Annotated in this window: 39 protein-coding genes; 6 read left to right on the top strand and 33 right to left on the bottom strand. The window is 66.3% G+C overall.

Going from position 1 to position 24,624, the window contains the following annotated elements:
• Window positions 1-5: 5 nt before the first annotated feature.
• The 6 genes from cydB to ACT53R_RS02920 all read left to right on the top strand — a co-directional run bounded on the left by cydB (window position 6) and on the right by ACT53R_RS02920 (window position 2,895).
• A complete protein-coding gene (cydB, locus tag ACT53R_RS02895; protein WP_476170346.1) occupies window positions 6-1,148 on the top strand; it encodes a cytochrome d ubiquinol oxidase subunit II in 1,143 nt (380 codons plus the stop codon).
• Window positions 1,149-1,155: 7 nt separating this feature from the next.
• Window positions 1,156-1,560 carry a NifB/NifX family molybdenum-iron cluster-binding protein gene (locus tag ACT53R_RS02900; RefSeq protein ID WP_476170347.1) on the top strand — a complete coding sequence of 135 codons (405 nt, stop codon included), beginning with the start codon at window positions 1,156-1,158 and terminating at the stop codon, window positions 1,558-1,560.
• A 12-nt stretch (window positions 1,561-1,572) separates the two neighbouring features.
• Window positions 1,573-1,716, top strand: coding sequence for a cytochrome bd-I oxidase subunit CydX (gene cydX / locus ACT53R_RS02905; protein ID WP_476170348.1), 144 nt, complete (start codon window positions 1,573-1,575; stop codon window positions 1,714-1,716).
• Window positions 1,682-1,987, top strand: a complete 306-nt coding sequence (locus ACT53R_RS02910) for a cyd operon YbgE family protein (protein ID WP_476170349.1) — start codon at window positions 1,682-1,684, stop codon at window positions 1,985-1,987. Before cydX ends, ACT53R_RS02910 begins: the two co-directional genes overlap by 35 nt.
• 51 nt (window positions 1,988-2,038) lie before the next feature.
• Entirely contained in the window at window positions 2,039-2,506 is a 468-nt protein-coding gene (locus ACT53R_RS02915) for a hypothetical protein (RefSeq protein WP_476170350.1), read from the top strand.
• 143 nt (window positions 2,507-2,649) lie between these two features.
• Window positions 2,650-2,895 carry a hypothetical protein gene (locus ACT53R_RS02920; RefSeq protein WP_476170351.1) on the top strand — a complete coding sequence of 82 codons (246 nt, stop codon included), beginning with the start codon at window positions 2,650-2,652 and terminating at the stop codon, window positions 2,893-2,895.
• A 46-nt stretch (window positions 2,896-2,941) separates the two neighbouring features.
• Here the strand turns inward: ACT53R_RS02920 and ACT53R_RS02925 are convergent, their stop codons facing one another.
• From ACT53R_RS02925 to rpsL, 33 genes are all read right to left on the bottom strand, one after another.
• Window positions 2,942-4,336 carry a class II 3-deoxy-7-phosphoheptulonate synthase gene (locus tag ACT53R_RS02925; protein WP_476170352.1) on the bottom strand — a complete coding sequence of 465 codons (1,395 nt, stop codon included), beginning with the start codon at window positions 4,334-4,336 and terminating at the stop codon, window positions 2,942-2,944.
• Between the two features lie 64 nt (window positions 4,337-4,400).
• Window positions 4,401-4,913 carry a disulfide bond formation protein B gene (locus ACT53R_RS02930; protein WP_476170353.1) on the bottom strand — a complete coding sequence of 171 codons (513 nt, stop codon included), beginning with the start codon at window positions 4,911-4,913 and terminating at the stop codon, window positions 4,401-4,403.
• 208 nt (window positions 4,914-5,121) lie between these two features.
• Window positions 5,122-5,493 carry a 50S ribosomal protein L17 gene (gene rplQ / locus ACT53R_RS02935; protein WP_476170354.1) on the bottom strand — a complete coding sequence of 124 codons (372 nt, stop codon included), beginning with the start codon at window positions 5,491-5,493 and terminating at the stop codon, window positions 5,122-5,124.
• A gap of 66 nt (window positions 5,494-5,559) precedes the next feature.
• Window positions 5,560-6,558 (bottom strand): DNA-directed RNA polymerase subunit alpha, encoded by a 999-nt coding sequence (locus tag ACT53R_RS02940; protein WP_476170355.1) that lies wholly within the window; start codon window positions 6,556-6,558, stop codon window positions 5,560-5,562.
• Between the two features lie 155 nt (window positions 6,559-6,713).
• Window positions 6,714-7,340 (bottom strand): 30S ribosomal protein S4, encoded by a 627-nt coding sequence (rpsD, locus tag ACT53R_RS02945; RefSeq protein WP_476170356.1) that lies wholly within the window; start codon window positions 7,338-7,340, stop codon window positions 6,714-6,716.
• A 28-nt stretch (window positions 7,341-7,368) separates the two neighbouring features.
• Window positions 7,369-7,761 carry a 30S ribosomal protein S11 gene (gene rpsK / locus ACT53R_RS02950; protein WP_476170357.1) on the bottom strand — a complete coding sequence of 131 codons (393 nt, stop codon included), beginning with the start codon at window positions 7,759-7,761 and terminating at the stop codon, window positions 7,369-7,371.
• Window positions 7,762-7,773: 12 nt separating this feature from the next.
• Window positions 7,774-8,130, bottom strand: coding sequence for a 30S ribosomal protein S13 (rpsM, locus tag ACT53R_RS02955; protein ID WP_476170358.1), 357 nt, complete (start codon window positions 8,128-8,130; stop codon window positions 7,774-7,776).
• 419 nt (window positions 8,131-8,549) lie between these two features.
• Complete coding sequence (gene secY / locus ACT53R_RS02960; RefSeq protein ID WP_476170359.1) at window positions 8,550-9,905, bottom strand: preprotein translocase subunit SecY; 1,356 nt, start codon at window positions 9,903-9,905, stop codon at window positions 8,550-8,552.
• Window positions 9,906-9,912: 7 nt separating this feature from the next.
• The gene (gene rplO / locus ACT53R_RS02965; protein ID WP_476170360.1) at window positions 9,913-10,347 is read right to left on the bottom strand and encodes a 50S ribosomal protein L15; all 435 of its coding nucleotides are present in this window, start codon (window positions 10,345-10,347) and stop codon (window positions 9,913-9,915) included.
• A gap of 4 nt (window positions 10,348-10,351) precedes the next feature.
• Window positions 10,352-10,534, bottom strand: coding sequence for a 50S ribosomal protein L30 (gene rpmD, locus ACT53R_RS02970; protein WP_476170361.1), 183 nt, complete (start codon window positions 10,532-10,534; stop codon window positions 10,352-10,354).
• Window positions 10,527-11,066 carry a 30S ribosomal protein S5 gene (rpsE, locus tag ACT53R_RS02975; RefSeq protein WP_476170362.1) on the bottom strand — a complete coding sequence of 180 codons (540 nt, stop codon included), beginning with the start codon at window positions 11,064-11,066 and terminating at the stop codon, window positions 10,527-10,529. The genes rpmD and rpsE overlap by 8 nt, the downstream gene beginning before the upstream one ends.
• A 188-nt stretch (window positions 11,067-11,254) precedes the next feature.
• Window positions 11,255-11,608: a 50S ribosomal protein L18 gene (gene rplR, locus ACT53R_RS02980; RefSeq protein WP_476170363.1), complete on the bottom strand. Its 354-nt coding sequence runs from the start codon at window positions 11,606-11,608 to the stop codon at window positions 11,255-11,257.
• 57 nt (window positions 11,609-11,665) lie between these two features.
• Window positions 11,666-12,193 (bottom strand): 50S ribosomal protein L6, encoded by a 528-nt coding sequence (rplF, locus tag ACT53R_RS02985; protein WP_476170364.1) that lies wholly within the window; start codon window positions 12,191-12,193, stop codon window positions 11,666-11,668.
• Window positions 12,194-12,206: 13 nt separating this feature from the next.
• Complete coding sequence (gene rpsH, locus ACT53R_RS02990; RefSeq protein WP_476170365.1) at window positions 12,207-12,602, bottom strand: 30S ribosomal protein S8; 396 nt, start codon at window positions 12,600-12,602, stop codon at window positions 12,207-12,209.
• Between the two features lie 206 nt (window positions 12,603-12,808).
• Window positions 12,809-13,114: a 30S ribosomal protein S14 gene (rpsN, locus tag ACT53R_RS02995; protein WP_476170366.1), complete on the bottom strand. Its 306-nt coding sequence runs from the start codon at window positions 13,112-13,114 to the stop codon at window positions 12,809-12,811.
• A 17-nt stretch (window positions 13,115-13,131) separates the two neighbouring features.
• Window positions 13,132-13,674: a 50S ribosomal protein L5 gene (gene rplE / locus ACT53R_RS03000; protein WP_345303000.1), complete on the bottom strand. Its 543-nt coding sequence runs from the start codon at window positions 13,672-13,674 to the stop codon at window positions 13,132-13,134.
• An 11-nt stretch (window positions 13,675-13,685) separates the two neighbouring features.
• Entirely contained in the window at window positions 13,686-14,000 is a 315-nt protein-coding gene (gene rplX / locus ACT53R_RS03005) for a 50S ribosomal protein L24 (protein ID WP_476170367.1), read from the bottom strand.
• Between the two features lie 14 nt (window positions 14,001-14,014).
• Window positions 14,015-14,383 (bottom strand): 50S ribosomal protein L14, encoded by a 369-nt coding sequence (gene rplN, locus ACT53R_RS03010; protein WP_476170368.1) that lies wholly within the window; start codon window positions 14,381-14,383, stop codon window positions 14,015-14,017.
• Between the two features lie 16 nt (window positions 14,384-14,399).
• Entirely contained in the window at window positions 14,400-14,663 is a 264-nt protein-coding gene (gene rpsQ, locus ACT53R_RS03015) for a 30S ribosomal protein S17 (RefSeq protein WP_476170369.1), read from the bottom strand.
• Window positions 14,664-14,675: 12 nt separating this feature from the next.
• Window positions 14,676-14,861, bottom strand: coding sequence for a 50S ribosomal protein L29 (gene rpmC / locus ACT53R_RS03020; protein ID WP_476170370.1), 186 nt, complete (start codon window positions 14,859-14,861; stop codon window positions 14,676-14,678).
• Window positions 14,861-15,274, bottom strand: coding sequence for a 50S ribosomal protein L16 (gene rplP / locus ACT53R_RS03025; RefSeq protein ID WP_386823126.1), 414 nt, complete (start codon window positions 15,272-15,274; stop codon window positions 14,861-14,863). Before rplP ends, rpmC begins: the two co-directional genes overlap by 1 nt.
• A gap of 3 nt (window positions 15,275-15,277) precedes the next feature.
• Window positions 15,278-16,042 (bottom strand): 30S ribosomal protein S3, encoded by a 765-nt coding sequence (gene rpsC / locus ACT53R_RS03030; RefSeq protein ID WP_476170371.1) that lies wholly within the window; start codon window positions 16,040-16,042, stop codon window positions 15,278-15,280.
• A gap of 1 nt (window position 16,043) precedes the next feature.
• A complete protein-coding gene (gene rplV, locus ACT53R_RS03035; protein ID WP_476170372.1) occupies window positions 16,044-16,379 on the bottom strand; it encodes a 50S ribosomal protein L22 in 336 nt (111 codons plus the stop codon).
• A 10-nt stretch (window positions 16,380-16,389) separates the two neighbouring features.
• On the bottom strand, window positions 16,390-16,656 hold the full coding sequence (rpsS, locus tag ACT53R_RS03040) for a 30S ribosomal protein S19 (RefSeq protein ID WP_476170373.1): 267 nt from the start codon (window positions 16,654-16,656) through the stop codon (window positions 16,390-16,392).
• 6 nt (window positions 16,657-16,662) lie between these two features.
• Complete coding sequence (gene rplB, locus ACT53R_RS03045) at window positions 16,663-17,490, bottom strand: 50S ribosomal protein L2 (RefSeq protein ID WP_476170374.1); 828 nt, start codon at window positions 17,488-17,490, stop codon at window positions 16,663-16,665.
• 10 nt (window positions 17,491-17,500) lie between these two features.
• Window positions 17,501-17,797: a 50S ribosomal protein L23 gene (rplW, locus tag ACT53R_RS03050; RefSeq protein WP_476170375.1), complete on the bottom strand. Its 297-nt coding sequence runs from the start codon at window positions 17,795-17,797 to the stop codon at window positions 17,501-17,503.
• Window positions 17,794-18,399, bottom strand: a complete 606-nt coding sequence (gene rplD / locus ACT53R_RS03055) for a 50S ribosomal protein L4 (RefSeq protein WP_476170376.1) — start codon at window positions 18,397-18,399, stop codon at window positions 17,794-17,796. The genes rplW and rplD overlap by 4 nt, the downstream gene beginning before the upstream one ends.
• A gap of 11 nt (window positions 18,400-18,410) precedes the next feature.
• Window positions 18,411-19,061 carry a 50S ribosomal protein L3 gene (gene rplC, locus ACT53R_RS03060; RefSeq protein WP_476170377.1) on the bottom strand — a complete coding sequence of 217 codons (651 nt, stop codon included), beginning with the start codon at window positions 19,059-19,061 and terminating at the stop codon, window positions 18,411-18,413.
• Window positions 19,062-19,072: 11 nt separating this feature from the next.
• Entirely contained in the window at window positions 19,073-19,384 is a 312-nt protein-coding gene (gene rpsJ / locus ACT53R_RS03065) for a 30S ribosomal protein S10 (RefSeq protein WP_005408208.1), read from the bottom strand.
• Window positions 19,385-19,883: 499 nt separating this feature from the next.
• The gene (gene tuf, locus ACT53R_RS03070; protein WP_476170378.1) at window positions 19,884-21,074 is read right to left on the bottom strand and encodes an elongation factor Tu; all 1,191 of its coding nucleotides are present in this window, start codon (window positions 21,072-21,074) and stop codon (window positions 19,884-19,886) included.
• Between the two features lie 66 nt (window positions 21,075-21,140).
• Window positions 21,141-23,258 (bottom strand): elongation factor G, encoded by a 2,118-nt coding sequence (gene fusA / locus ACT53R_RS03075; RefSeq protein ID WP_476170379.1) that lies wholly within the window; start codon window positions 23,256-23,258, stop codon window positions 21,141-21,143.
• A 110-nt stretch (window positions 23,259-23,368) separates the two neighbouring features.
• Window positions 23,369-23,836 (bottom strand): 30S ribosomal protein S7, encoded by a 468-nt coding sequence (gene rpsG, locus ACT53R_RS03080; protein WP_476170380.1) that lies wholly within the window; start codon window positions 23,834-23,836, stop codon window positions 23,369-23,371.
• A 114-nt stretch (window positions 23,837-23,950) separates the two neighbouring features.
• Entirely contained in the window at window positions 23,951-24,328 is a 378-nt protein-coding gene (rpsL, locus tag ACT53R_RS03085) for a 30S ribosomal protein S12 (protein WP_476170381.1), read from the bottom strand.
• Window positions 24,329-24,624: the final 296 nt, after the last annotated feature.

Below are 24,624 nucleotides of genomic sequence, written 5' to 3' on the forward strand. Positions count from 1 at the left end.
GCGTCATGCTCGACTACACGACCCTGAAACTGATCTGGTGGCTGCTGGTCGGCGTGCTCCTGGTGGGCTTCGCCATCATGGACGGCCACGACATGGGCGTCGGCACGCTGCTGCCGTTCGTGGGCAAAAACGACGACGAACGCCGTGTCGTCATCAACACCGTCGGCCCGCACTGGGACGGCAACCAGGTGTGGTTCATCACCGGCGGCGGCGCGATCTTCGCCGCGTGGCCGCTGGTCTACGCCACCGCCTTCAGCGGCTTCTACTGGGCGATGCTGGCGGTGCTGTGGGCGCTGTTCTTCCGGCCGGTGGGCTTCGACTACCGCAGCAAGATCCACAACGCCACGTGGCGGAGCACCTGGGACTGGGGCCTGTTCGTCGGCGGCGCGGTGCCGCCGCTGATCTTCGGCGTGGCCTTCGGCAACCTGTTCCAGGGCGTGCCGTTCGGCTTCGACGATGCCCTGGTCTCGACCTACACCGGCAGCTTCTGGGCGCTGCTCAATCCGTTCGCGCTGCTGGTCGGCGTGGTGTCCAGCGCGATGATCACGATGCACGGCGGCATGTACCTCGCCCACCGCACGGAAGGCGACGTGCAGCGTCGCACCCTCCGCGCGGCGTCCATCGCGGCGCTGGTGATGGTGGCCGCGTTCGTCGGCGCCGGGCTGTGGCTGCGCTTCGGCGGGATCGAGGGCTACGCGATCACGTCGATGCCTGCGACCGACGCCCTGCCCGACCCGCTGGCCAAGACCGTGGTCCGCAGCGCCGACGCGTGGTGGGCGAACTACGATCGCCAGCCGCTGATCTGGCTGCTGCCGGTGCTGGGCATCGTCGGCGCGCTGCTCGCGGTCTGGCAGGTGCGCACAGGGCGGACGCTGACCGCGTTCGTGCTGTCGTCGCTGTCGATCGTCGGCGTGATCGGCACCGCGGGCGCGGCGCTGTTCCCGTTCGTGATGCCGTCCTCCACCCATCCCGGCGCCAGCCTGACGGTCTGGGACAGCACCTCCAGCCACCTGACCCTCGGGCTGATGTTCTGGGCCGTGGTGATCTTCATGCCGATCATCGTCTTCTACACCAGCTGGGCCTACCGGGTGATGCGCGGCAAGGTCACCGTCGCGCAGATCCGCGCCAACGAACATTCGGCGTACTGAGGCGGCCATGGTCACGATCGCCTTCACCACGCAGAACCGCAGCCAGATCACCTCGCATGCCGGGCGATGCCGGCACTTCATGGTGCGGCGGCTGGATGGCGGCACCGTCGGCGAGTGGGAACACCGTTCGCTCGGCCGCGAGGACACCCTGCACGCCTCCGCCGACGCCCTGCCGCCCGCCTTGCAGGACGTCGATGTCCTCATCACCGCCGGCGCCGGCCCGGGGCTGGTGTCCCGGCTGGCGCGGCACGGCGTGCAGCTCGTCATCACCGACGTACTGCTGCCGGACCAGGCCATCGCCGCGTGGATGACGGGCACCCTGCCCGTCGTCGCGCCCCGCGAATCGCACGCCGGCGCGCACGCCTGCGGCTGCGGGCGCGGCCGCTGCGGCGGCGCGTCGCACGAACCCTGAAGGAGAGAACCGATGTGGTATTTCGCGTGGATTCTCGGCGTCGGCTTCGCCGTGCTGCTGTCCATCCTCAACGCCATGTGGGGCGAGCACGAGGAGAACCGCCAGCAACCGGAGACAGATCATGCAGACCATCATGGACACGACGTCCAGGACTGATGCCGCGCCGGCGCCGGCGCGCATGCACGTGCCGGCGCTGCTGGTCGCGCTGGCCATCATGCTCGTCGGCACCGCTCTGCCCGCGGTGATGGCGAACGCCGCAGGCAAGGCCGACCACGGCCTGGCCACGCTGCTGCTGTGGGCGATGGCTGCGGGTTTCGTGCGCGGCGTGGGATTCGTGCCGCGGCATCCCGTGCCGCGTTGGCTGTTGTCGGGCTGGGCCTGCGCGATCGGCCTGGTGTCGTACGCGGCGCTACGTTGGGCCGCGTGACATTGCGGTCGCACGCGCAACGCCCGTCATCCATCGAAAAGGAGTCACGAGATGCGTTCGCAAGTGCCGGTTTCGATCGTCCTGTCCTGCCTGACGGCGGTCGGCTTGGCCGCTGCCGCCCCAACCGAATCGCCGGCGGCGGCCGACGCACGCATCGCCATCCCGCTGTCGCCGGCCGACGCCGCGGCCTTGCGCACCGAGATGCGTGGCCAGCTCATCACCGTGCAGGGGCTGGTGTCCGCGCTGGCCGCGGACGACTGGAACGCGGTGGCCGGGCTGGCCGACACGCAGCGCCCGGGCCCGCAACGCCACCCTGCCGGCCCGCCGGGGTTCCGCGCGCATCTGCCGCCGACCTGGTTCGATCTGGCGCGGCCGATGCACCAGAGCTACGGCACCATCGCCGAGGAGGCCCGCGGCGAGCGGCGCAAGGACGCCGCGCTCCGGCACCTGTCCTCAGTGATAGCGCAGTGCACCGCCTGCCATGCGACATATCGCATCGAGGAACGCCCCGCGGACTGAGCACGTGACCGCGGCCCTCCCCGGCCGTCACGCGTCTTCGGCGGCCGGCGATGGCATCGTGGCGCCGCCGACCATCGCCGGCAGATTCCTGCCCCCGACCCGGCAATGCGCGCCTCCAGAGGTGGCTGCAGCAGCACCTCGGCATGCACGCGATCGCGATTGCGTCGCCCTTCCCGTTCACGGGTGAGCACCCCGCCCGCGTCCAGTTTGCCCGGGATCCGCAGCACGGCCCGCGCCGTGATCCCGACCTGGCACGCGATGTCGCCGTCCTGACCGCTCAGGCAGACCGGGACATGCGTGTGATTGCTGAGACATGCGCCATGACGCGGCGCTGGGCCGGCATCTGGTCGAACGACTGCGCCTGCGCGGCCTGCTCCGCACCAGCCTGAGCGCACGCACCGCCGGCAGGCGGCGGCGCGTGTCGGACGTCGGGCGTCAGAGCTTCGCGGGTGCGTTCAACTGCGCCTGCTTGCGCACGATCAGCATCGCGATCTCCAGCGCCTGCTCGTAGTTCAGGCGCGGATCGACCGTGGTGCGGTAGGCGCGTTCCAGGTCGGTCTCGGTCAGCTCGCGCGCACCGCCGGTGCATTCGGTGACGTCCTCGCCGGTCAGCTCCAGGTGCGCGCCGCCGAGGCGGGTGCCGACCGCGGCGTGGATCTCGAACGCCTGCTCCAGTTCGCTGCGGATGTTCTCGAAGCGGCGGGTCTTGTAGCCGTTCGCGGTCGACTCGGTGTTGCCGTGCATCGGATCGCAGATCCACAGCACGCGGCGGCCGTCGCGCTTCATCGCCTCCAGCAGCGGAGGCAGCTTCTCGCCGATCGACGCAGCACTCATGCGATGGATCAGACTGAGGCGGCCCGGTTCGTCGTTCGGGTTCAGCACATCGATCAGGCGCAGCAACTGGTCCGGCGTGACCGACGGGCCGAGCTTGATCGCGATCGGGTTGCGGATGCCGCGGAAGTATTCGACGTGGGCGCCGTCGACCGCGGCCGTGCGCATGCCGATCCACGGGAAGTGGGTGCCGAGGTTGAACCAACCCGGCTGGCGCGGCACCTGACGGGTCACGCCCTCTTCGTACGGCAGCAGCAGCGCTTCGTGCGAGGTGTAGAACTCGACGCTGCGCAGGTTGTGGATGGATTCGCCGGACAGCGTCTCCATGAAGCGCACGGCGTCGCCGATGCCGGCGACCATCGTCTGGTACTCCGCGGCCAGCGGCGAATGGCCGACCCAGCTGAGGTTCCAGTATTCGGGGTGGTGCAGGTCGGCGAAGCCGTCGTCGATCAGCGCGCGGATGAAGTTCATCGTCATCGCCGAACGCGCATGGCCCTTGATCATGCGGCGCGGGTCGGGCTCGCGGGCGTCGGCGGTGAATTCGGGGCCGTTGACCAGGTCGCCGCGGTAGCTCGGCAGCGTGGCGCCGTCCTTGGTCTCGGTGTCGGCCGAACGCGGTTTGGCGTACTGGCCGGCGAAACGGCCGACGCGGACCACCGGCAGGCGCAGGCCGTGGACCAGCACCAGGCTCATCTGCAGCAGCACCTTGAGGCGATTGGAGATCACCTCGGGCGTGCAGTCGCTGAAGATCTCGGCGCAGTCGCCGCCCTGCAGCAGGAAGCGCTTGCCCTCCTGCGCCTCGGCGATCTGCTGGCGGAGGTTCATCACCTCGCGTGAGGTGACGAGCGGCGGCAGCGCGTGCAACTCGTTGAGGACGCCTTCGAGGGCGTCCGCATCGGTGTACCGGGGTTGCTGCAGGGCCTGGCGTTGTCGCCAGGCCGATGGTGACCATCCGGGCGGCGGAGCCGGGACGGCCTGGAGCGGTTCGGGGCGGGTCATGGGGGCGATCCGTGGGGTGATCGTGGGAGGAACGGCAAGAAGAAGCGACGAAACGGCGCGATGGTCAGGCCTGGCGCGGGCGGAATGCGGCGTACAGCGCCCACAACGTGAGCACGATGAACCACAGCAGGCTCCACGCCGGCATCGACAGGCCGAGGAAGGTCCAGTCGACCTTCGCGCATTCGCCGGACCCGGTCAACACCTTGCGGATGACGTCCGTCAGCGGGTTCGTTTCCATCATGAACTGCAGCGGCGGGCCGCATTCCGGCACCTGGTCGGCCGGCAGATGGGTCAGCCAGACATGCCTGGCGCCGATCGCGATGCCGATACCCCCGGGAATCAGCGCCAGCAGACCGTAGAGCCGGCGGCCAAGCCTGCCCTTGGGCGCATGCAGGCCGCCCAGGAGGAAGGCCACGCCCAGCCCTGCGTAGGCGATGCGCTGGAAGATGCACAGCGGGCAGGGATTCAGGCCCCACTGGAACTGGGAGAAGATCGCGAAGCCGATGAACGACGCGCACAGCAGGAACCCGAACAGGAACTGCAGGCGGAAGGACCAGGCGAAAGGATTCGGGCGCATGCGAAGGATTCGGGCAGAGGGGTGTTCAGGAAGGACCGGAGACGGCGGCGCGGGTTCCGCGGGACGCGGCATCACGCTCGCCGCCGGCATGGATCATCGGTCCGAAGATAGCAAAAACCCCGGCACGGGCCGGGGTTTTCGGGTGACGCATCGGGCATCGCCCTGACGCGGCGGCCGGCCGTGCGATCGCGCGACCGGCGTGGCGCGATCAGGCCGCGGCTTCGGGGCGATCGACCAGCTCGACGTACGCCATCGGCGCATTGTCGCCGTCGCGGAAGCCGCACTTGAGGATGCGCAGATAGCCGCCCGGACGCTCGCGGTAACGCGGGCCCAGCATGGTGAACAGCGTGCCGACGGCTTCCTTGTCGCGCAGACGCGAGAAGGCGAGGCGGCGGTTGGCGACGCCATCGGTCTTGGCGAGCGTGATGAGCGGCTCGGCGACGCGACGGAGTTCCTTCGCCTTCGGCAGGGTGGTACGGATCAGGCCGTGCTTGATGAGCGACGCCGCCATGTTGCGGAACATCGCTTCGCGGTGGGCGCTGGTGCGGCTGAATTTGCGGCCGGACTTCTGGTGACGCATGGTCGTGGTTCCTGGTTCAGGCCGACATCGCGTGCCGGCGTCGATTCAATTCGGTACGGGGATCGCTCAGCCCAGCATGCCGTGCGCGGCAATGCCGGCCGGCGGCCAGTTCTCGAGCTTCATGCCGAGCGAGAGACCGCGCTGGGCGAGGACTTCCTTGATCTCGGTCAGCGACTTCTTGCCGAGGTTGGGGGTCTTCAGCAGCTCGACCTCGGTCTTCTGGATCAGATCGCCGACGTAGTAGATGCTCTCGGCCTTGAGGCAATTGGCCGAACGCACCGTGAGTTCCAGATCGTCGATCGGACGCAGCAGGATCGGGTCCACGCCCGTGGCGGCCGGCTTGGCGGCACCGCGGTCGCGGTGCGTGAAGTCGCCGAACACGGACAGCTGGTCGGTGAGGATGTCGGCCGCGGTGCGGACGGCTTCTTCGGCGTCGATCGTGCCGTTGGTCTCGATGTCGAGGACGAGCTTGTCGAGGTCGGTGCGCTGTTCGACGCGCGCGGCTTCGACTTCATACGCCACGCGACGGACCGGCGAGAAGCTGGCATCCAGCATCAGGCGGCCGATGGCGCGGGTTTCCTCGTCGGGGCGACGGCGGGCAGCGGCCGGCTGGTAGCCGAAACCACGCTCGATCTTCAGGCGCATGTTCAGCGCCGCATCCTTGGTGAGGTGGGCGATCACGTGGCCGGGATTGAGGATCTCGACGTTGTGGTCGGTCTTGATGTCGGCGGCAGTCACGGTGCCCGGGCCCTGCTTGGCCAGGCTCAGCGTGGCGGATTCGCCGGTGCCCATGCGGATCGCGACGTCCTTGAGGTTCAACAGCACTTCCAGCACGTCTTCCTGCAGGCCTTCGACCGTGGTGTACTCATGCAGCACGCCGTCGATCTCGACCTCGGTGATGGCGTAGCCGGGGATCGAGGACAGCAACACGCGGCGCAGCGCGTTGCCCAGCGTATGGCCGTAACCGCGCTCCAGCGGTTCGATCACAACCTTGGCGCGGTTGCCGGCAAGGCGCTCGATCTGCGGAGCGCGCGGACGCAGAACCTGGTTGGCGGATACCGTCATCTTGTGGTGTCTCCTGGAGCCAGCCGACGCCTCGCGGCGACGGCGGTGTTTCTGTGGGCCTCCCTGACATGGGAGGCGGCCGCCATGCAGAGCACGACGGCCGTGGGGGGCGGAAAACCGCGCCACCGGGAGGCCCGGAGGCGCATCGCCTAGTCTTACTTCGAGTACAGCTCGACGATCAGCGCTTCGTTGATGTCGGCGGGCAGGTCGCCACGATCCGGCACGGCCTTGAACACGCCGCTGAAGGTCTTGCTGTTGACTTCGATCCAGCCCGGGGTCAGGTCCATCGTCGAAGCGACGTTGAGCGCTTCCTGGACGCGGAGCTGCTTCTGGGCCTTTTCGGACAGCGTGATCGCGTCGCCGGCCTTGACCTGGTACGACGGCAGGTTCACCGACTTGCCGTTGACCAGCACGCCACGGTGCGAGACCAGCTGGCGGGCGGCCGGACGGGTCACCGCGAAGCCCATGCGGTAGATGACGTTGTCGAGACGGGTCTCGAGCATCTGCAGCAGGTTCTCGCCGGTGTTGCCCTTCTTGGTCGAGGCCTTCTTGTAGTAGTTGCGGAACTGGCGCTCCAGCAGGCCGTAGATGCGCTTGACCTTCTGCTTCTCGCGCAGCTGGGTGGCGTAGTCGGACAGCTTGCCCTTGCGGGCGGCGCCGTGCTGGCCGGGCTTCTGCTCGAGCTTGCACTTCGAGTCCAGCGCGCGGGCGGGCGACTTGAGACTGAGATCGGCGCCTTCGCGACGAGCCAGTTTGCAGGTGGGACCGATATAACGAGCCATGGTGTTGTCTGCTCCTCAGGCCGCCGCGTCAGACGCGGCGCTTCTTCGGCGGACGGCACCCGTTGTGCGGGATGGGCGTCACGTCGATGATGTTGGTGATCTTGTAGCCGACGGCGTTCAGCGAACGCACGGCCGATTCGCGACCCGGACCCGGGCCCTTGATGCGCACTTCGAGCGCCTTCAGGCCGTAGTCCAGCGCAGCCTTGCCCGCTTTCTCGGCGGCGACCTGCGCGGCGAACGGGGTCGACTTGCGCGAGCCGCGGAAGCCCGCGCCGCCCGAGGTCGCCCACGACAGCGCGTTGCCCTGGCGGTCGGTGATGGTCACGATGGTGTTGTTGAAGGACGCGTGCACGTGGGCGATGCCGTCGGTGACGACGCGCTTGATCTTCTTCTTGGTCTTGGTGGCAGCCGGCTTGGCCATGGTCTATGCCCCTTACTTCTTGATGGCCTTGCGCGGACCCTTGCGGGTACGGGCATTGGTCCGGGTGCGCTGGCCGCGCAGCGGCAGGCCGCGGCGATGGCGGAGGCCGCGGTAGCAACCGAGGTCCATCAGGCGCTTGATGGCGATGCCGACCTCGCGGCGGAGGTCACCCTCCACCGTGTACTTGCCCACTTCGGCACGGAGGCGCTCGACCTCGGCTTCGGACAGGTCGCGGATCTTGGTGTTCGAAGCCACGGCGGCAGCCTGGCAGACCAGCTTCGAACGGGTACGGCCGATGCCGTAGATGCTTTGCAGCCCGACCCAGACGTGCTTCTGGGCAGGCAGGTTGACACCTGCAATACGCGCCATGCGCGGATCTCCAACTGATTGGCGGCCGGGTTTCCCCAGCGGATTGGACACTTGACTAAGTGAACTCGAAATTCTAGCAGGGCCTCGATCTACAGGGAAGGGGCGCGCAGCCAAAGCCATGCATCGCCTCGGCCCTTGCGGACCGTGGCGACCCTTCCGGCATGGGGAGAGTGCCCATGCTCCGGCGATGGACCCGAAGCTGGCGATGCAGTCCGTCTATCGACGCCCTGCCCCGCCGTCCGACACTCCTCAGGTGTCGGCACCGGCTCCGGCCCACCCACGCTCGAGACCGCCGCGCGGGTCGCCCATGCCCCGGTTTCCGACCGGGGAAACGCCATGACCGAAGGCCATGGCGGGTGATGTCGGAGCCAAGAAGGCCGTCGACATCGATGCGGAGCGGCGGACCGCCCCAGCGCGACTTACCGGGTGAGACCCCGGTTGCCGCCCTTCAGATTCGCCTTTTTCAGCAGGCTCTCGTACTGATGCGACATCAGATGAGCCTGGATCTGGGCGATGAAATCCATCACGACCACCACCACGATCAGCAGCGAGGTGCCGCCGAAGTAGAAGGAGGCCTTGAGTTCCTGCTGCATGAACGTCGGCAAGAGGCAGACGATCACGAGGTAGAGCGCACCGGCGCCGGTGAGGCGAGTCAGCACGCCGTCGATGTAATCGGCAGTGGCCTTGCCGGGACGGATGCCCGGGATCAGCGCGCCGGACTTCTTCAGGTTGTCCGCGGTCTCCTGGGAATTGAAGACCAGCGCGGTGTAGAAGAAGGAGAAACCGATGATCAGGGCCGCGTAGAGGATCATGTACAGCGGCTCGCCCGGCGACAGCATCTGCGCCACTTTCTGCAGGGCACTGACGTTGCCGGTGGCACTGAACCACGTCGATGCCGTGGCCGGGAACATGATGATCGACGACGCGAAGATCGCCGGGATCACACCCGACATGTTGAGCTTGAGCGGCAGGAACGACGTCTGGTTCATGTACGCGTTGCGGCCGCCCTGGCGACGCGCGTAGTTCACCGTGATGCGGCGCTGGCCGCGTTCGACGAACACCACGAAGTACGTGAAGACCATGACGATCGCGAGGATCGCGATGACCGCCAGTGGGCTCATGTCACCATTGCTGGCCTGTTCGAGCGTGCGGTACGTCGCGCTCGGCAGACCGGCGACGATGCCGGAGAAGATGATCAGCGACACGCCGTTGCCGACGCCACGCTCGGTGATCTGCTCGCCGAGCCACATCAGGAACATGGTGCCTGCGGTCAGCGAGACGACGGCGGTCAGCGTGAAGCCGATGCCGCCGGCGTAGACGACCGGGATGCCGTTGCTGGCACCCATGGCCTGCAGGCCGCTGGCGATGCCGGCCGCCTGGAACACCGCCAGCGGGATCGCGCCGATGCGCGACCACTGGTTGATGCGGCGGCGACCGGACTCGCCTTCCTTCTGGATCGCCTTCAGGCTGGGCACGATCTGCACCAGCAACTGGACGATGATCGAAGCCGAGATGTACGGCACGACGTTCAGCGCGAACAGGCTGAAGCGGTGCAGCGCGCCGCCCGAGAACATGTTGAACATGTCGACGATGGTGCCCTTCTGGGACTCCATCAGCTTCAGCATCGCCTCGGGGTTGACGCCCGGAACCGGGATGTAGCACCCGATCCGGTACACCAGCAGGGCCCCGAGCACGAACAGCAGACGCTGCCTCAGCTCGGTGAACTTGCCGAGGCCGCCACCGATCCCGCTCATCGCACTCGCGCTGCGCGCCATGCTTCGATCACTCCTCGACGGAGCCGCCGGCGGCTTCGATCGCCGCCTTGGCGCCCGCGGTGGCCGCGATGCCCTTGATCACGAGCTTCTTGGTCAGCTCGCCCTTCTTCACGATCTTGGCCTTCTTCGCGGTGGTCGGCACCAGCTTGGCGGCGCGGAGCGCGGCGAAGTCGATCGTGCCGTCCAGCTTGTCCAGCTGGTACAGCAGCACTTCAGCGGTGTCCTTCGCGATCGGCGAACGGAAGCCGATCTTCGGCAGACGACGCTGCATCGGCATCTGGCCGCCTTCGAAGCCGGCCTTGATCTTGCCCTTGCCGGCGCGCGCGAACGAACCCTTGTGGCCGCGACCCGCGGTCTTGCCGAGGCCGGAACCGATGCCGCGACCGACGCGGACGCGCTCCTTGCGGGCGCCGTCGGCGGGCTTGAGAGTGTTGAGACGCATGTGATTACTCCTCGACGCGAACCAGATAGTGCAGCTGGGTGATCAGACCGCGCACCTGCGGGCTGTCCTTCAATTCGCGCACGTCATTGAGCTTGTTCAGACCGAGCGCCTTCACCGACAGGCGGTGACGCGACTGGGTCCCGCGGAGGCCCTTGACCAGGCGGACCTTGATGGTGCCATTAGCCATTGAGGATCTCCTCCGCCTTCTTGCCGCGCTTGGCCGCGATGCGGGCCGGCGACTGCATGGCTTCCAGGCCCTTCACGGTGGCGCGGACCAGGTTGATCGGGTTGCGCGAACCGGTGGCCTTGGCCAGCACGTTCTTCACGCCGACCGCTTCGAGCACGGCGCGCATCGCGCCGCCGGCGATCACGCCGGTACCTTCGGAGGCCGGCTGCATGAACACATGCGCCGCGCCGTGGCCCGACTTCACCGCGTGCCAGAGCGTGCCGTTGTTCAAATCGACGTTGCTCATGTTCTTGCGGGCGTATTCCATCGACTTCTGGATGGCGACCGGCACTTCGCGCGCCTTGCCGTAGCCGAAGCCGACCTTGCCGTTGCCGTCGCCCACCACCGTCAGCGCGGTGAAGGTGAACTGGCGACCGCCCTTGACGGTCTTGCTGACGCGGTTGACCGCGATCAGCTTCTCGATCATGCCATCGTCGACTTCTTCGCGGTTGCGATCGCGATCGCGGCCCCGCGGTTCACGTTGTTCTGCCATTTCGGTTCTCGGTTGTGTATGGGATTTGCGGCTGCGCCGCTTATGGTTGTGATGCGACTCGGGTGGATCGCGCGAACCGGAACCGGAGGGCGCGCCCGGCACAGACCGTGCCGGCAGCCGGGAACCCGTCTAGACCATGCGGCCCGGACGGAGTTCCGCGGGGCGGGACGAGGCCCGCCCGATGAAGATCAGAACTGCAGACCGCCTTCGCGGGCCGCTTCAGCAAGCGCCTTGATGCGACCGTGGTAGCGGTAGCCCGAGCGGTCGAACGCGACCTTCTCGACGCCGGCGGCCTTGGCCTTCTCGGCGATCAGGCGACCGACCTTGGCGGCGGCATCGGCGTTCTTGCCGTTCTTCAGGCCGTCGCGCACGTCGGCCTGCTGGGTGTTGGCCGCAGCCAGCACCTTCGAACCATCGGCGGTGAAGACCTGGGCGTAGATGTGCTGGCCGGTGCGCAGCACTGACAGGCGCGGCACGCCGAGTTCGCGGATGTGCGCACGGGTCGACTTGGCGCGACGCAGGCGGGCGATTTTCTTTTCCATTGCGGTGTCCTCGGAAGCTGAAGGGTGCGACGGAGGCGCCATCGGCGCCGCCGGGCATTAGGCCTTCTTGGCTTCCTTGCGAATGATGGTTTCGTCGGAGTACTTCACGCCCTTGCCCTTGTAGGGTTCCGGCGGACGGAACGCGCGGATCTTGGCGGCGACTTCACCGACGCGCTGCTTGTCCGCACCCGAGACCAGGATCTCGGTCTGGGTCGGCGTGGCGATGGTGATGCCTTCCGGCGCGGGGAACACGACCGGGTGCGAGAAACCGAGCGCGAGGCTCAGGTCCTTGCCCTGCATCGAGGCGCGGTAACCGACGCCGACGAGCTCGAGCTTGCGCTCGAAGCCCTGGCTGACGCCGTGGACCATGTTCGAGAGGATGGCGCGGAGGGTGCCGGTCAGCGGGACCAGCATCGCATCGTTGGCCGAGAGCTGGGCGGTGCCGTTCTCGACGGAGATTTCGATGCCGGCCGGCTTGGCGATCGACAGGGTGCCCTTCGGGCCCTTGACGCTCACGTTGTCGGCATTGACGGTGAATTCGACGCCCTTGGGCAGGGCGATGGGCTTCTTGGCGACGCGGGACATGGGTCTGTTCTCCTTACGCCACGAAGCACAGGACCTCGCCGCCGACGCCCTGTTGCCGCGCCTGCGCATCGGTCATGATGCCCTTGGAGGTGGAAATGATGGCGACACCGAGGCCACCGAGGACCTTGGGCAGCGCGTCCTTGCCGCGGTACTGGCGCAAGCCGGAACGCGACACGCGATGCAGGCGCTCGATGACGGGCTTGCCTTCGAAATACTTCAGGACGATCTCGAGTTCGGCCTTGGCGCCGTTCTCGGTCACGCGCACGTCGCCGATGTAGCCTTCGTCCTTCAGGACCTTGGCGATGGCGACCTTGATCTTGGACGACGGCATCTTCACCGTCTGCTTGCCGACCGCGGCCGCATTCTTGATGCGGACCAGCATGTCGGCGATGGGATCAGTCATGCTCATTGCAATTCACCTATGAGTAGCACCGATATCCGCTTTCGCGAAATCTGTCTTGGGTTGTGACGTCGGGCCCGGGGACCCGGCGGGCGTCCCTTGCGGGACATGTCGCGTCGGAGCATGCCGTCGGAGACGGCAGCAGGCCGGACGAGCCGGCCTGCGGTGGCGTTGCCTTTCAGCAGCCGCCTAGTCTAGCAGCCCGAAGGGGCTGCTTACCAGCTGGCCTTGCGCAGGCCCGGCACGTCGCCGCGCATGGTGGCTTCGCGCAGCTTGTTGCGGCCCAGACCGAACTTGCGGTAGACACCGCGCGGACGGCCGGTCAGGGCGCAGCGCAGGGTCTGGCGGCTCGGCGAGGAGTCGCGCGGCAGCTTCTGGAGCTTGGCGGCGGCCGCCATCTTCTCGTCGAAGTCGCCGTCCTGGCTGTTGATGATCTTCTTCAGCGCTTCGCGCTTGGCGGCGAACTTCTTCGCCAGCTTGGCCCGCTTCGTTTCGCGGTTCACCATCGAGGTCTTGGCCATTGCGTCGTGTCCCGGGATCAGTTGCGGAAGGGGAAGCGGAAGGCTTCGAGGAGCGCCTTGGCCTCGGCATCGGTCTTGGCCGTGGTCGTGATGGCGATGTCCATGCCGCGGAGCGCATCGACCTGGTCGAAGTCGATTTCCGGGAAGATGATCTGTTCCTTCACGCCCATGTTGTAGTTGCCGCGACCGTCGAACGCGCGGCCCGAGACGCCGCGGAAGTCGCGGACGCGGGGCAGCGAGATGTTCACCAGGCGATCGAGAAACTCGAACATCTTGGCGCGACGCAGGGTGACCTTGCAGCCGATCGGCCAGCCGTCGCGGATCTTGAACGAGGCCACCGAAACGCGCGCCTTGGTGACCACCGGCTTCTGGCCGGAGATCTTGGCCATGTCGGCCACGGCGTTCTCGAGCACCTTCTTGTTCGCCGCGGCTTCGCCCACGCCCATGTTCAGCGTGATCTTCACCAGCTTCGGCACTTCCATCGGATTGGTGTAGCCGAACTGCTTCATCAGCTTCGGCACCACTTCATCCTTGTAGAACTGTTCCAGACGAGTCGTCATTTCTGCATTCCTCAGGCGTCAACCGCCTCACCGCTGGAGCGGAACACACGCAGTTTGCGTCCATCCTCCAGCTTCTTGATACCGATGCGCTCGCCCTTGCCGGAGGCAGGGTTGAACAGCATGACGTTGGAAATGTGGATCGCGCCTTCGCGCTCGATCACACCGCCGGGCTGGCCGGCCTGAGGATTGGGCTTGGTGTGGCGCTTGACCATGTTGATGTTGGCCACCACCACGCGGTCGCCGTGGATGCTCACCACGTCGCCCTGCTTGCCCTTGTCCTTGCCGGCGATGACGACCACGCGGTCGCCCTTCTTGATGCGATTCATGTGGGCTCCTCCGCTCAGAGCACTTCAGGCGCGAGCGAAACGATCTTCATGAACTTCTCGGAGCGGAGCTCGCGAGTGACCGGCCCGAAGATACGGGTGCCGATCGGCTCATGCTTGTTGTTCAACAGCACGGCGGCATTGGCGTCAAAGCGGATCAGCGAACCGTCGGCGCGACGCACACCCTTGCGGGTACGCACCACGACGGCGTTGTAGACCTCGCCCTTCTTGACCTTGCCGCGGGGAATGGCGTCCTTGATGGACACCTTGATGATGTCGCCGATGCCGGCGTAACGGCGCTTCGAGCCGCCCAGCACCTTGATGCACATCACTTCCTTCGCACCGGAATTGTCGGCCACTTCGAGGTGGCTCTGCATCTGGATCATGATTCAGCCTCCTCGGTTATTCGGCCGCGCGTTCGACGATTTCGACGACGCGCCAGTTCTTGGTCTTGGAAAGCGGGGCGCACTCGGCCACCCGCACGATGTCGCCTTCGTTGCAGCTGTTGTCCGCGTCGTGCGCGTGCAGCTTGGTCGAGCGGCGGATGTACTTGCCGTACAGCTCGTGCTTGACCTGACGCTCCACCAGCACGGTGACCGTCTTGTCCATCTTGTTGCTGACGACGCGGCCCTGGACCGTGCGCTGCTTCTTTTCGTTGGTGTTCATGGCGTCGGTTCCTTACTTCTGCTGACCGAGCAACATGTTGACGCGGGCGATTTCACGGCGCACGCGACGGATGTCGTGGGTCTTGGCGAGCTGGCCGGTGGCCTTCTGCATGCGGAGCGAGAACTGCTCCTTGTGCAGGTCGGTCAGATGGGCCTTCAGCTCGTCGGCCGACTTGGCTTTGAGTTGCTTGAGTTCCATCAGCGCACCGTCCGGGTCACGAAAGTGGTGGTGACCGAGAGCTTGGCGGCGGCCAGGCGGAACGCCTCGCGCGCGGTCGCCTCGTCGACGCCCTCGATTTCATAGATCATGCGGCCGGGCTGGATCTGGGCGACCCAGTATTCGACGTTGCCCTTGCCGGAGCCCATTCGGACTTCGATCGGCTTCTGCGTGATCGGCTTGTCGGGGAACACGCGGATCCACATCTTGCCGCCGCGCTTCACGTAGCGGCTGATCGTGCGGCGCGCGGCCTCGATCTGGCGGGCGGTCAGGCGGCCGGTCATGGTCGCCTTCAGGCCGTACTCGCCGAAGCTGACCTGATTGGCGTTCCAGCTCAGGCCTTCGTTGCGGCCCTTGAAGACCTTGCGGTATTTGGTTCGCTTGGGTTGCAACATGATTTAGTCCCTCGCTTCGCCGCGGTCACCGCGCTCGCGGCGCGGGCCACGCGGACGGTCGGCGCGATCGTTACGGTCGCCACGGTCACCGCGCTCGTTGCGCGGGGAATCGTCCTGCTTCTCCTGGCCCACCAGGGAGAAATCGAAGATCTCGCCCTTGTAGATCCAGGTCTTGATGCCGATGACGCCGTAGGTGGTGTGGGCTTCGGCGAAGCCGTAGTCGACGTCCGCACGCAGGGTGTGCAGCGGCACGCGACCTTCGCGGTACCACTCCGAGCGGGCGATTTCGGCGCCGTTGAGGCGGCCGGCGACGTTGACCTTGATGCCGAGGGCGCCGAGGCGCATCGCGTTGCCGACCGCGCGCTTCATGGCGCGGCGGAACATGATGCGGCGCTCGAGCTGCTGGGCGATCGACTCGGCGACGAGCTGGGCGTCGAGTTCCGGCTTGCGGACTTCGGTGACGTTGATGTGCGCGGGAACGCCCATCACATCGCTGATCTCCTTGCGCAGCTTCTCGATGTCCTCGCCGCGCTTGCCGATCACGACGCCCGGGCGGGCGGTGTGGACGGTGACGCGGGCGGTCTTCGCCGGGCGCTCGATCAGGATCTTGCTGATCCCGGCCGCCGCCAGCTTCTTGCGCAGCATCTCGCGGACCTTGAGGTCGGCGGCGAGGTACTCGGCGTATTCCTTCTTGCCGGCGTACCACTTGGAGTTCCAGTCCTTGGCGATGCCGAGGCGGATACCGGTGGGATGAACTTTGTGACCCATCTTATTTGCCCTCGCCCACGACCACGGTGATGTGGCTGGTACGCTTCAGAATACGGGTGCCGCGGCCCTTGGCGCGCGCCATGAAGCGCTTCAGCGCCGGACCTTCGTCGACCGTGATGGCCTTGACCTTGAGCTCGTCGGCATCGGCGCCGAGGTTGTTCTCGGCGTTGGAGGCGGCGGAGTACACGACCTTGTAGATCATGGCCGCGGCCTTCTTGTCCGAGAACTTGAGCAGGTTCAGCGCCCGGGCGAGCGGCAGGCCGCGCACCTGGTCAGCGACCAGACGGGCCTTCTGCGGGGAGATGCGCGCGGTGCGCAGGATTGCTTTCGCTTCCATCATGATCTCCTTACTTGCCCTTCTTGTCGCCGCCGTGACCCTTGAACGTCCGGGTCAGAGCGAACTCGCCGAGCTTGTGGCCGACCATGTTCTCGTTGACGAGCACCGGGATGTGGTTCTTCCCGTTGTGCACGGCGATCGTGAACCCGATCATTTCCGGCAGGATGGTGGAACGACGCGACCAGGTCTTGATCGGCTTCTTGCTGGAGCCGGCCGTCTCCACCTTCTTGAGCAGGTGGTGGTCGACGAACGGACCCTTCTTGAGTGAACGTGCCATGGTCGGTTAGCTCCTGCGATCGCGCACGATGAACTTCTGGGTGCGCTTGTTCTTGCGCGTCTTGTAACCCTTGGTCGGGACGCCCCACGGGGTGACCGGATGCGGGTTGCCCTGGCCGGCCTTCGCCTCGCCACCGCCGTGCGGGTGGTCGACCGGGTTCATGGCGGCGCCGCGGACGGTCGGCTTGACGCCGCGCCAGCGGGAAGCACCGGCCTTGCCCAGCTTCTCGAGGTTGTGCTCGTCGTTGCCGACTTCGCCGATGGTGGCGCGGCACTCGGACGGGACCTTGCGCATTTCGCCCGAACGCAGGCGGAGCATCGCGTAGGTGCCTTCGCGGGCAACCAGCTGCACGCCGGCGCCGGCGGCGCGGGCGATCTGGGCACCCTTGCCCGGCTTCATCTCGATGCAATGCACGGTCGAGCCGACCGGGATGTTGCGCAGCGGCAGGGTGTTGCCGGCCTTGATCGGCGCATCGTTGCCCGCGATCACCTGGTCGCCGGCCTTCAGGCCCTTCGGCGCGATGATGTAGCGGCGCTCACCGTCGACGTAGCACAGCAGCGCGATGTGCGCGGTGCGATTCGGATCGTATTCGATCCGCTCGACCTTCGCCGGAATGCCTTCCTTGTCGCGCTTGAAGTCGATGATGCGGTAGTGCTGCTTGTGGCCACCGCCGATGTGGCGGGTGGTGATGCGGCCGTGGTGGTTGCGGCCGCCGGTCTTGCCCTGCTTCTCGACCAGCGCGGCGTGCGGGGCACCCTTGTGGAGGCCCGGCGTCACCACGCGGACCGCGCTGCGGCGGCCGGCGGAGGTGGGCTTGAAAGTCATCAATGGCATCGTCGGTTCCTCAGAGCTTGACCGCGGTGACGTCGATCGACTGGCCATCGGCCAGCGTCACGTACGCCTTGCGCGAGTCGGCGCGGCGACCGTTGCGGTAGCGGAAGGCCTTGGTCTTGCCTTTCACGTTCACCACGTTGACCGACTTGACCTGCACGTCGAACAGCTTCTCGATGGCGGTCTTGATGTCGGCCTTGGTGGCGTCGGTGGCGACTTCGAAGGCGTACTGGTTCATTTCCTGGGCGCGGACGGTCTTTTCGGACACGCGCGGCGCACGGATCACGCTGTAGAGCTTGGCGTCGTTCATGCCAGCCACTCCTCGATCTTCTTCACCGCATCGGCGGTCATGAGCACGCTGTCGGCACCGACGAGGGCGACCGGGTCCAGGCCCTGGACGTCGCGGACCTGCACGTAGGGCAGGTTGCGGGCCGACAGGAACAGGTTCTCCGAGGCGTCCTCGGTGACGATCAGCGGACGCTGACCGAGTTCGTAGCCGGCGAGCTTGGCGACGAGACCGCTGGTCTTCGGCGCATCGACTTCGAAGGCCTCGACGATCTTGATGCGGCCCTGGCGGTTCAGTTCCGACAGGATCGCGGCGATCGCGGCGCGGTACATCTTGCGGTTGACCTTCTGGGCGAAGCTGCGCGGCTTCGCGGCGAAGGCGCGGCCACCGCCGACGAAGATCGGCGCGGTCAGGGCGCCGTGGCGAGCGCCACCGCCCTTCTGCTTCTTCGACTTCTTGGTGGTGCCGTTGACTTCGGCGCGGGTCTTCTGCGCCTTGGTGCCGGCGCGACCGGCGTTGCGATAGGCGACGACGACCTGGTGGACCAGATCCTCGTTGAAATCGCGGCCGAAGATCGCGTCGGAGACGTTCAGCTTGTTGTTGCTACCGGTAATGGCGAGTTCCATTGTCGTCTCCCTTACTTCGTGGTCGGACGGACAATGACGTCGCCGCCCGGCGCGCCGGGGACCGCGCCCTTGATCGCGATCAGGCCGCGCTCGGCGTCGACCTTGACCACTTCCAGGCGCTGCGTCGTCTGCGTCTCGGCGCCCATGTGGCCGGACATCTTCTTGCCCGGGAACACGCGGCCCGGCGTCTGGCGCTGCCCGATCGAACCCGGCGAGCGGTGCGACAGCGAGTTGCCGTGCGTGGCATCGCCCATGGTGAAGTTCCAGCGCTTGATCGTGCCCTGGAAGCCCTTGCCCTTGGTCACGCCCTGGACGTCGACGATCTGGCCGGCGCTGAAGATGTCGGCCTTGATCTCGCCGCCCACTTCGAAACCGCCGATCTGGTCGGCTTCCACGCGCAGCTCCCACAGGCCGCGACCGGCTTCGACCTTCGCCTTGGCGAGGTGACCGGCTTCCGGCTTGTTGATCAGCGACGCGCGCTTGACGCCCGCGGTGACCTGCACGGCGCTGTAGCCGTCGGTATCCGGGGTCTTGATCTGGACGATGCGGTTCGGCGTCGCCTCGATCAGGGTCACCGGGATCGACTTGCCGTCCTCGGTGAACATGCGGCTCATGCCGGCCTTGCGGCCGACGATGCCCAACGAATATTTCTTCGCGGTCATGGTCCGAAGCCTCAGGTCAGCTTGATCTGGACGTCGACGCCAGCCGCGAGTTCGAGCTTCATCAGCGCGTCCACGGTCTTGTCGTTGGGGTCGACGATGTCGAGCACGCGCTTGTGCGTGCGGGTCTCGTACTGGTCGCGCGCGTCCTTGTCGACGTGCGGCGACACCAGGACGGTGTAGCGTTCGATCTTGGTCGGCAGCGGGATCGGGCCGCGCACCTGGGCGCCCGTCCGCTTAGCCGTCTCGACGATCTCGCTGGCCGAGCGGTCGATCAGTCGATGATCGAACGCTTTCAGCCGGATCCGGATTTTCTGATCCGCCATGACGGAAATTCCTCGTAGAAAGAGCGACAGGCTCGACGGCTGGGTGCGCCGAACCCCCTTTTGTATTGCTGGTGACACCTAACTCCGTGCTGCCAATGGCCTTCCGGAAAGAGTCAGACCCCGGAAAGACGCCCCGAAGGGCAAATAAACCCCAAAGACAAAGGCAGGCCGGTTGCCCGGCCCGCCAGACTGAGATGCGCGAACGTGGCAATCCGCCCCTGCCATGAGTGCCCCGAAGCATTTCGGAGCGGGCGGGGCGAAGCCGTCGCGACAGATCCCTGTCCGGCGAAGACGAGGCGCATCCTGTGCCTCATTTCGCTTGTCTCGCCGCCCCGAAGGGCAGCGAAGGTCGTGCATTATAGGGAGTGATTCCGGGCCGCGCAACCGCGGCCTGCCCTCCCCGTCCGGATCGCCTCGCAGGCGAGGCGATCCCGGAACGTCAAACGTCAAGCGGGATCCCAGCGTGCACCGGGATGATCGATCGCCCGAGGGCGGTCGATCACTTGATGATCTTGGCGACGACGCCGGCGCCGACCGTACGACCGCCTTCGCGGATCGCGAAGCGCAGGCCTTCGTCCATCGCCACCGGGTTGATCAGCGACACCACCATCTTGATGTTGTCGCCCGGCATGACCATCTCCACGCCTTCCGGCAGCGTCACCGCGCCGGTGATGTCCGTCGTGCGGAAGTAGAACTGCGGACGGTAGCCCTTGAAGAACGGCGTGTGACGGCCACCCTCGTCCTTCGACAGCACGTACACCTCGGCCTCGAAGTCCGTGTGCGGCGTGATCGTGCCCGGCTTGCACAGCACCTGGCCGCGCTCCACGTCGTCACGCTTCGTGCCGCGCAGCAGCAGGCCCGCGTTGTCACCCGCCTGGCCCTGGTCCAGCAGCTTGCGGAACATTTCAACGCCCGTGACCGTCGTCTTCGTCGTCGGACGAATGCCCACGATCTCGATTTCGTCACCCACCTTGATCACGCCACGCTCGATGCGGCCCGTCACCACCGTGCCGCGGCCCGAGATCGAGAACACGTCTTCCACCGGCATCAGGAACGTCTTGTCGATGTCACGCTGCGGCTCCGGAATGAACGTGTCCAGCGCGTCCACCAGCTTGATGATCGCAGGCACGCCGATCTCCGACTGGTCGCCTTCCAGCGCCAGTCGCGCCGAGCCCTTGATGATCGGGGTGTCGTCGCCCGGGAAGTCGTACTTCGACAGCAGCTCGCGCACTTCCATCTCGACCAGCTCGAGCAGCTCGGCGTCGTCCACCATGTCCGCCTTGTTCAGGAAGACCACGATGTACGGCACGCCCACCTGGCGCGACAGCAGGATGTGTTCGCGCGTCTGCGGCATCGGGCCGTCCGCGGCCGAGCACACCAGGATCGCACCGTCCATCTGCGCCGCACCCGTGATCATGTTCTTCACGTAGTCGGCGTGGCCCGGGCAGTCCACGTGCGCGTAGTGACGGATCGGGCTTTCGTATTCCACGTGCGCCGTCGAAATCGTGATCCCGCGCGCCTTCTCTTCCGGCGCCGCGTCGATCGCGTCGTATGCCTTGAACTCGCCGCCGAAACGCTCCGCGCCGATCTTCGTCAGCGCCGCCGTCAGCGTCGTCTTGCCGTGGTCCACGTGACCGATCGTCCCCACGTTCACGTGAGGCTTGGTGCGCTCGAACTTACCCTTGGCCATGATCTGTATCTCTCTTGGATTGAATGCGTGAAACGATGGTGCGGGCCGGCCTGGGCCGGCCACGCATCAGTTCTTCTTGATGACCGCTTCGGCGATGTTGGTCGGCGCTTCGGCGTAATGGTCGAATTCCATCGTGAACGTCGCGCGACCCTGAGTCAGCGAGCGGATCGTGGTGGCGTAACCGAACATTTCGCCCAGCGGCACCATCGCATTGATGGTCTTGCCCGACGGCGTGTCGTCCTGGCCCTGCAACAGGCCGCGACGACGGCTCAGGTCGCCCATCACGTCGCCGACGTACTCTTCCGGCGTCACGACCTCGACCTTCATCATCGGCTCCAGCAGGACCGGATCGGCCTTGCGGAAGCCTTCCTTGAAGGCCATCGACGCGGCGAGCTTGAACGCCATTTCCGACGAGTCGACGTCGTGGTACGAACCGAACACGAGCTTGACCTTCACGCCCACGACCGGGAAGCCGGCCAGCGGACCGCTGGTGATGGTCTCGCGCAGGCCCTTCTCGACCGCCGGGATGAATTCCTTCGGAATCACGCCGCCGGTGATGTCGTTGATGAACAGGAAATCGTTCTCGACGTCCTCGTTGGCGCGGTCGGCGTCGTTCATCGGCGACAGCTCGATCACGACATGACCGTACTGACCCTTACCACCGGACTGCTTGGCGTGCTTGTAGTCCGACTTCACGTCCGACTTGCGGATGGTCTCGCGGTACGCCACCTGCGGCTTGCCGACGTTCGCCTCGACGTTGAACTCGCGGCGCATGCGGTCGACGATGATGTCGAGGTGCAGCTCGCCCATGCCGGCGATGATGGTCTGGCCCGATTCCTCGTCGGTGCGGACGCGGAACGAGGGATCTTCCTGCGCCAGGCGGCCCAGGGCGATGCCCATCTTTTCCTGGTCGGACTTGGTCTTCGGCTCGACCGCCATCGAGATCACGGGCTCCGGGAACGTCATGCGCTCGAGCGTGATCAGGTGATCCTGCGCGCACAGCGTGTCGCCGGTGGTGACGTCCTTCAGGCCGACCGCCGCGGCGATGTCGCCGGCGCGGACTTCCTTGATCTCTTCGCGGTTGTTCGCGTGCATCTGCAGGATGCGGCCGATGCGCTCCTTCTTCGACTTGACCGGGTTGTAGACCTGGTCGCCGGAGTTGAGCGTGCCCGAGTAGACGCGGAAGAACGTGAGCGAGCCCACGAACGGATCGGTCATGATCTTGAACGCCAGCGCCGAGAACGGCGCGTTGTCGTCGGCGGTACGGCTGTCTTCCTTGTCGTTTTCGTCGATGCCCTTCACCGGCGGACGATCGGCCGGCGACGGCAGCAGCTGGACGACGGCGTCGAGCATGGCCTGCACGCCCTTGTTCTTGAACGCGGTGCCGCAGAAGACCGGGACGATCTCGGTCTTGAGGGTGCGCGCGCGGATGCCGGCGATGATCTCTTCCTCGGACAGCTCGCCCTCGTTGAGGTACTTGTCCATGAGGTCTTCGCTGGCTTCGGCGGCGGCCTCGACCATGAAGTTGCGGGCTTCCTTGGACTTCTCGACCAGGTCGGCCGGGATGTCGCCGTAGACGAAGGTCGCGCCCTTGTCTTCCATGTTCCAGATGATGGACTTCATCTTGAGCAGGTCGACCACGCCCTCGAAGCCTTCCTCGGCGCCGATCGGCACCTGCATCGGGACCGCGTACGCGCCGAGGCGCGCCTTCAGCTGGTCCACGACCTTGTCGAAGTTCGCACCGGTGCGGTCCATCTTGTTGACGAACGCCATGCGCGGGACCTGGTACTTGTTGGCCTGGCGCCACACGGTCTCCGACTGCGGCTGCACGCCGCCCACGGCGCACAGCACGAACACCGCGCCGTCGAGCACACGCAGCGAACGCTCGACTTCGATGGTGAAGTCGACGTGCCCGGGGGTGTCGATGATGTTGAAGCGGTGCTCGGGGAACGACTTGTCCATGCCCTTCCAGAACGCCGTGGTGGCGGCGGAAGTGATGGTGATGCCGCGTTCCTGCTCCTGCTCCATCCAGTCCATCGTCGCGGCACCTTCGTGCACTTCGCCGATCTTGTGGTTGACGCCGGTGTAGAACAGGATGCGTTCGGTCGTCGTCGTCTTGCCGGCATCGATGTGCGCCATGATGCCGAAGTTGCGGTAACGCTCGATGGGAGTGGTACGGGCCACTGGAAACCTCTCGTTTCTCGAAGTTCAATTGACCGAACGCCGCCCTGAGGCGGCTTCCGGTGCAGATCGCTGGTGGTGCGCGCCTGGGCGCGCACCCATGCGTGGATCGCTTACCAGCGGTAGTGCGCGAAGGCCTTGTTGGCCTCGGCCATGCGGTGCGTCTCTTCGCGCTTCTTGATGGCGCCGCCGCGGTTTTCCGAGGCATCCATCAGTTCGGCGGCGAGCTTGCGCGGCATCGAGTTCTCGCCGCGCTTGCGGGCCGACTCGATGATCCAGCGCATCGCCAGCGCCATGCGGCGCGAGGCGCGGACTTCGACCGGCACCTGGTAGGTGGCGCCGCCGACGCGACGGGACTTCACCTCGACCGCGGGGGCGACGTTGCCGAGGGCCTTTTCGACCAGCTCGAGCGAGTTGCCGTTCTTCTCGTTGATGACGTCCATCGCGCCGTAGACGATCTTTTCGGCGATGGACTTCTTGCCGCTCTGCATCACCATGTTGATGAAGCGGGCGATGGTCTCGCTGCCGTGCTTGGGATCAGGCAGGACGGTGCGCTGGGGTGCGGAACCTTTACGGGACATGTTGATTACCGGAGTCTGTTGGACGGGCCAGGGCCCGCCGCATGGATCGGGCGGCGGGGAATTCCCCCGCCGGAGACGAACATCGACCCGCGCCAGCGCGGGCCGGGATCCGCCTTACGACTTCTTCGGACGCTTCGCGCCGTACTTCGAACGGCTCTGGCGACGCTTGGCCACGCCGGCGGCGTCGAGCGAGCCGCGAACGGTGTGGTAGCGCACGCCCGGCAGGTCCTTGACGCGACCGCCGCGGATGAGCACGACCGAGTGCTCCTGCAGGTTGTGGCCTTCGCCACCGATGTACGAAATGACTTCGTAACCGTTGGTCAGGCGCACCTTGGCGACCTTGCGGAGGGCCGAGTTCGGCTTCTTCGGGGTCGTGGTGTACACGCGGGTGCACACGCCGCGACGCTGCGGGCACTTGTTCAGCGCCGGGGAAGCGCTCTTGTAGGTCTCGGGGCTGCGCGGTTTGCGCACGAGCTGATTGATCGTTGCCATCCGTCTGGGTCTGCTTGATTGGGCCTGGACAACGCCGGGACGCGCGAGCGCATCACGACGACAAAAAACGCCGGCAGACCGGATCGCTCCGCTCTGCCGACACGCGTATTCTTCGCCCGCCCCGGTCTGGTGGACCGATGCGGTCCCGGGACCCCGCCGCCGCTGCCCGTTCAGGCGCAACTGCTCCGGTGTTCCGGACTTTCCCGCCCTGCCGTGGGCCGAATACGAGGCACGTCCTGTGACCTCATTTCGTGATCTGGGCGACCAAGGTCGCCGAAAGAGGGGCGCATCATACA

Source organism: Lysobacter sp. DMC104, from assembly GCF_056313665.1.

What these genes read in the sequence shown, in the direction of transcription:
- cydB (WP_476170346.1), top strand. Translation starts at nt 6, where the DNA reads ATGCTCGACTACACGACCCTGAAACTGATCTGGTGGCTGCTGGTCGGC.
- ACT53R_RS02900 (WP_476170347.1), top strand. Translation starts at nt 1,156, where the DNA reads ATGGTCACGATCGCCTTCACCACGCAGAACCGCAGCCAGATCACCTCG.
- cydX (WP_476170348.1), top strand. Translation starts at nt 1,573, where the DNA reads ATGTGGTATTTCGCGTGGATTCTCGGCGTCGGCTTCGCCGTGCTGCTG.
- ACT53R_RS02910 (WP_476170349.1), top strand. Translation starts at nt 1,682, where the DNA reads ATGCAGACCATCATGGACACGACGTCCAGGACTGATGCCGCGCCGGCG.
- ACT53R_RS02915 (WP_476170350.1), top strand. Translation starts at nt 2,039, where the DNA reads ATGCGTTCGCAAGTGCCGGTTTCGATCGTCCTGTCCTGCCTGACGGCG.
- ACT53R_RS02920 (WP_476170351.1), top strand. Translation starts at nt 2,650, where the DNA reads ATGCACGCGATCGCGATTGCGTCGCCCTTCCCGTTCACGGGTGAGCAC.
- ACT53R_RS02925 (WP_476170352.1), bottom strand. Translation starts at nt 4,336, where the DNA reads ATGACCCGCCCCGAACCGCTCCAGGCCGTCCCGGCTCCGCCGCCCGGA.
- ACT53R_RS02930 (WP_476170353.1), bottom strand. Translation starts at nt 4,913, where the DNA reads ATGCGCCCGAATCCTTTCGCCTGGTCCTTCCGCCTGCAGTTCCTGTTC.
- rplQ (WP_476170354.1), bottom strand. Translation starts at nt 5,493, where the DNA reads ATGCGTCACCAGAAGTCCGGCCGCAAATTCAGCCGCACCAGCGCCCAC.
- ACT53R_RS02940 (WP_476170355.1), bottom strand. Translation starts at nt 6,558, where the DNA reads ATGACGGTATCCGCCAACCAGGTTCTGCGTCCGCGCGCTCCGCAGATC.
- rpsD (WP_476170356.1), bottom strand. Translation starts at nt 7,340, where the DNA reads ATGGCTCGTTATATCGGTCCCACCTGCAAACTGGCTCGTCGCGAAGGC.
- rpsK (WP_476170357.1), bottom strand. Translation starts at nt 7,761, where the DNA reads ATGGCCAAGCCGGCTGCCACCAAGACCAAGAAGAAGATCAAGCGCGTC.
- rpsM (WP_476170358.1), bottom strand. Translation starts at nt 8,130, where the DNA reads ATGGCGCGTATTGCAGGTGTCAACCTGCCTGCCCAGAAGCACGTCTGG.
- secY (WP_476170359.1), bottom strand. Translation starts at nt 9,905, where the DNA reads ATGGCGCGCAGCGCGAGTGCGATGAGCGGGATCGGTGGCGGCCTCGGC.
- rplO (WP_476170360.1), bottom strand. Translation starts at nt 10,347, where the DNA reads ATGCGTCTCAACACTCTCAAGCCCGCCGACGGCGCCCGCAAGGAGCGC.
- rpmD (WP_476170361.1), bottom strand. Translation starts at nt 10,534, where the DNA reads ATGGCTAATGGCACCATCAAGGTCCGCCTGGTCAAGGGCCTCCGCGGG.
- rpsE (WP_476170362.1), bottom strand. Translation starts at nt 11,066, where the DNA reads ATGGCAGAACAACGTGAACCGCGGGGCCGCGATCGCGATCGCAACCGC.
- rplR (WP_476170363.1), bottom strand. Translation starts at nt 11,608, where the DNA reads ATGGAAAAGAAAATCGCCCGCCTGCGTCGCGCCAAGTCGACCCGTGCG.
- rplF (WP_476170364.1), bottom strand. Translation starts at nt 12,193, where the DNA reads ATGTCCCGCGTCGCCAAGAAGCCCATCGCCCTGCCCAAGGGCGTCGAA.
- rpsH (WP_476170365.1), bottom strand. Translation starts at nt 12,602, where the DNA reads ATGAGCATGACTGATCCCATCGCCGACATGCTGGTCCGCATCAAGAAT.
- rpsN (WP_476170366.1), bottom strand. Translation starts at nt 13,114, where the DNA reads ATGGCCAAGACCTCGATGGTGAACCGCGAAACGAAGCGGGCCAAGCTG.
- rplE (WP_345303000.1), bottom strand. Translation starts at nt 13,674, where the DNA reads ATGACGACTCGTCTGGAACAGTTCTACAAGGATGAAGTGGTGCCGAAG.
- rplX (WP_476170367.1), bottom strand. Translation starts at nt 14,000, where the DNA reads ATGAATCGCATCAAGAAGGGCGACCGCGTGGTCGTCATCGCCGGCAAG.
- rplN (WP_476170368.1), bottom strand. Translation starts at nt 14,383, where the DNA reads ATGATCCAGATGCAGAGCCACCTCGAAGTGGCCGACAATTCCGGTGCG.
- rpsQ (WP_476170369.1), bottom strand. Translation starts at nt 14,663, where the DNA reads ATGAACACCAACGAAAAGAAGCAGCGCACGGTCCAGGGCCGCGTCGTC.
- rpmC (WP_476170370.1), bottom strand. Translation starts at nt 14,861, where the DNA reads ATGGAACTCAAGCAACTCAAAGCCAAGTCGGCCGACGAGCTGAAGGCC.
- rplP (WP_386823126.1), bottom strand. Translation starts at nt 15,274, where the DNA reads ATGTTGCAACCCAAGCGAACCAAATACCGCAAGGTCTTCAAGGGCCGC.
- rpsC (WP_476170371.1), bottom strand. Translation starts at nt 16,042, where the DNA reads ATGGGTCACAAAGTTCATCCCACCGGTATCCGCCTCGGCATCGCCAAG.
- rplV (WP_476170372.1), bottom strand. Translation starts at nt 16,379, where the DNA reads ATGGAAGCGAAAGCAATCCTGCGCACCGCGCGCATCTCCCCGCAGAAG.
- rpsS (WP_476170373.1), bottom strand. Translation starts at nt 16,656, where the DNA reads ATGGCACGTTCACTCAAGAAGGGTCCGTTCGTCGACCACCACCTGCTC.
- rplB (WP_476170374.1), bottom strand. Translation starts at nt 17,490, where the DNA reads ATGCCATTGATGACTTTCAAGCCCACCTCCGCCGGCCGCCGCAGCGCG.
- rplW (WP_476170375.1), bottom strand. Translation starts at nt 17,797, where the DNA reads ATGAACGACGCCAAGCTCTACAGCGTGATCCGTGCGCCGCGCGTGTCC.
- rplD (WP_476170376.1), bottom strand. Translation starts at nt 18,399, where the DNA reads ATGGAACTCGCCATTACCGGTAGCAACAACAAGCTGAACGTCTCCGAC.
- rplC (WP_476170377.1), bottom strand. Translation starts at nt 19,061, where the DNA reads ATGACCGCGAAGAAATATTCGTTGGGCATCGTCGGCCGCAAGGCCGGC.
- rpsJ (WP_005408208.1), bottom strand. Translation starts at nt 19,384, where the DNA reads ATGGCGGATCAGAAAATCCGGATCCGGCTGAAAGCGTTCGATCATCGA.
- tuf (WP_476170378.1), bottom strand. Translation starts at nt 21,074, where the DNA reads ATGGCCAAGGGTAAGTTCGAGCGCACCAAGCCTCACGTGAACGTGGGG.
- rpsG (WP_476170380.1), bottom strand. Translation starts at nt 23,836, where the DNA reads ATGTCCCGTAAAGGTTCCGCACCCCAGCGCACCGTCCTGCCTGATCCC.
- rpsL (WP_476170381.1), bottom strand. Translation starts at nt 24,328, where the DNA reads ATGGCAACGATCAATCAGCTCGTGCGCAAACCGCGCAGCCCCGAGACC.